Here is a 2872-nt window from a genome sequence, read left to right on the forward strand (position 1 = left end):
TGGTAGATCTGGTCGACCGCCCCGTGGAAGATCTCCAGCCGACCGTCCCCGGACATCCCCACCGCCAACCGCTGCCGCCGGTCCGGCACCACGGGGGCGTTCCACCAGCTTGTCTCCTGGCGGGCTCCCGCCCAGGAGAAGCTGAAGTGGATGTGGTTGGTGTGGGGGTTGGCGCCCCGATAGGGCTGCCAGCCGGCGCCGTGCCGGTTGGCCATCCAGATACGCCGGTTCCAGATCATGTACATAATGCCGAACCGGCGGGCCAGGGCATGGGTGTTGCCGTGCCGGTCGGTGGCGTGGAGCCAGTCGATCAGGTCGTCCGCCAGATGGCCTTGGCCCTGGACGTTCACGCCCCAGTCCCAGGCGCGGCCTTCCTTGTGCTCGCTCTGGCCTCCGCTGCCGCATTCCCGGCTGATGCCCAGGCTGGTCGTTTCGGGATACGCCGCGAGCACCAGGTCACGGAAGCCGAGCAGGCCGGGTTTGGCGGCGGGATCGCAGCCCTGCTGCGGATCGTAGAGCGCGTAGGGGTCGATGTCCGGACCGAAATCGGGTGCGGTGGGTGCCATACCGGGCTCCTTCAGCCTGTCCCTCGCCCGATGCGAGGGTGCAGTACCCGTATTGCGCGTGATCGGAACTCGCCACCGCCGGATGCGATCACGCGCCTTCCTCGTGGCAGGGCCCTCCGTGCCGAAAGGCGCGCCCGATCAGGCCGCCTCCGGTGCGTCCACGCACCGGTGCCGACGACCACGAGGAAGGCTTGCGTTGTGACGCACCTCAGAACTCCTCGCCGGGCGGCCGTATTGACGACGGCCACCGCCCTGGCGCTCACCGCGCTGAGCACCACCGCGAACACCGATGCCGGTCAGGCAGCCGCCGGGACCCAGCACGCCGCCGTCATCGCAGGCGACACGGTACGCACGAACGCGGGTCCGGTCCGCGGCACCCAGTCGGGCGCGTACCGGATCTTCCACGGCATCCCCTACGCGGGCGCCCCCACGGGACGCCACCGGTGGGCGCCACCCCAACCGGTACGGCCGTGGAAGGGGGTCAGGGACGCCACCAAGCCGGGGCCGCTGTGCCCGCAGGTGCCTTCGCCCTACGCGCAGGTGTCCAGCACGGAGGAGGACTGCCTGGTCCTGAACGTCACGACACCGCCCCCTTCGACCCTGCGGCAGGCCGCGCCAGCGCCCGTGCTCGTGTGGATCCACGGGGACGGTTCCGTGGGAGGCGGCGCCTTTTTCGACGGGCGCCGACTGGCCGGGCGGGGTCTGGTGGTCGTCACCGTCAACTACCGACTCGGCGTCTTCGGCGGCCTCGCGCTGCCGGATCTGGAGGGGGCCGGCACCTTCGGCCTCCAGGACCAGCAGGCGGCGCTGGCCTGGGTACGGCACAACGTACGGGCCTTCGGCGGTGATCCCGGCAACGTCACGGTGGCCGGCGTGTCGTTCGGCGCGTCAGCGGTCGCCGGGCATCTGACCTCGCCCGGTTCCCGAGGCCTGTTCCACCGCGCCGTCATGGCGAGTGGTGAGGCCATGATGGACATGCCGGCCGGCGCCATGGGCCCGGGCGTGCCGGGGTACCCCTGGTACGTCTGGCGGACCGGCCGCGAGATGGAGGACATCACCACCGAGATGACCTCGTCCCTCGGCTGCCGGAGCGACCGTCCCGTACGCACCCTCGCCTGCCTGCGCGCCCTGCCCGTGAAGACGATCCTCAAGGTGCCCTACATCATGAACGCCTTCCAGGCGTTCGGATACGGCAACGCCACCCTGCCCGAACTGCCGCCCACCGCACTGCGCGCAGGGCGCTTCCACCACGTTCCCGTCCTGTCCGGCGCGACGCGTGACGAGCACCGCGTGTTCGTCGGGATGATGTACGACGCGGTGGGCAAACCGTTCACCGAGGCGGACTACGACGACGCGCTGCGCACCGCGTTCGGGGCGAGCCGGGCGGCGCGCGTGCGGGCCGAGTATCCGTCGACCGCGTTCCCCTCACCCGGCCTGGCGTGGGCAACCGTGATCACCGACCGGATGTGGGCACGCGGCACCCAGGCCCAGCACAACGCACTGGCACGGCATGTGCCGCTGTACGCCTATGAGTTCGCCGACCGCGACGCACCGATGTACCTGCCACTGCCGGGCGACTTCGACTTCGGCGCCTTCCACGCGGGCGACACTCCGTACCTGTTCGAGGACGAGGCGGCCGAACCGCTGTTCACCCCGGCGCAGCGCCGCCTGTCAGCCACGATGGCCCGATACTGGGCGGCGTTCGCGCGAACCGGCGAGCCCCGCAGTGCCGGCCTGCCGGCCTGGCTCTCCCATGGACCTGCCGAAAGTGGCGGCCCGTACACACAGTCGCTGTCACCGGAGCGGATCGGGCCCGTCGACTACCACCGCGAACACAACCTCGGTTTCTGGAGCCGTCTGCCCTGACAACCGGGCCGACCTGCCCGCCACATGGCTGGAGACCGCCGTACCCCACCGCCAGGCGCTTCGTTGAACCGGACAGGGACCTCTGAGCATCGAGGAGCGACCACCGCAGCGTTCGATCGGCAGAGAGATGAAGGCCCTGTTCCATGTCCCCATCTACCTACCTGCCGATGCCCCGAACAACCGGGAGCGTGCTCCTGACACTGGGATACCGCCTCACCGTGACAACGGCCCTGGTCCTTGCCATGCATGTCGGCGGGCAGCACGCTCCCTCACTCAGGGTCTGGGTATGGACGGCGGGCGCCTTGGTGTACGGCAGATGGCTGCTCGCGCGAAACCGCCTGGCCCTGAGGGGCCACGAAGTTTCCGGACAGGCACCCAATAGGGTTGTCCTGAACAAGGAAACGAGGAAGAAGTGGCGCCACCCAGTAAGTACTCGCCGG

The 2872-nt window shown here is 69.8% G+C and carries 1 protein-coding gene and 1 pseudogene; one reads left to right on the forward strand and one right to left on the reverse strand.

Annotated elements, in window-relative coordinates; all coding sequences use genetic code 11:
- Nucleotides 1–566: pseudogene (locus tag BMZ82_RS38990) on the reverse strand (hypothetical protein); the annotation flags it as partial.
- A gap of 198 nt (nt 567–764) precedes the next feature.
- Here BMZ82_RS38990 and BMZ82_RS38995 point away from each other — a divergent pair.
- The gene (locus BMZ82_RS38995) at nt 765–2432 is read left to right on the forward strand and encodes a carboxylesterase/lipase family protein (protein ID WP_256252365.1); all 1668 of its coding nucleotides are present in this window, start codon (nt 765–767) and stop codon (nt 2430–2432) included.
- Nucleotides 2433–2872: the final 440 nt, after the last annotated feature.

The sequence above is a fragment of the Streptomyces sp. yr375 genome (assembly GCF_900110755.1).
In the GTDB taxonomy this organism is placed as follows: domain Bacteria; phylum Actinomycetota; class Actinomycetes; order Streptomycetales; family Streptomycetaceae; genus Streptomyces.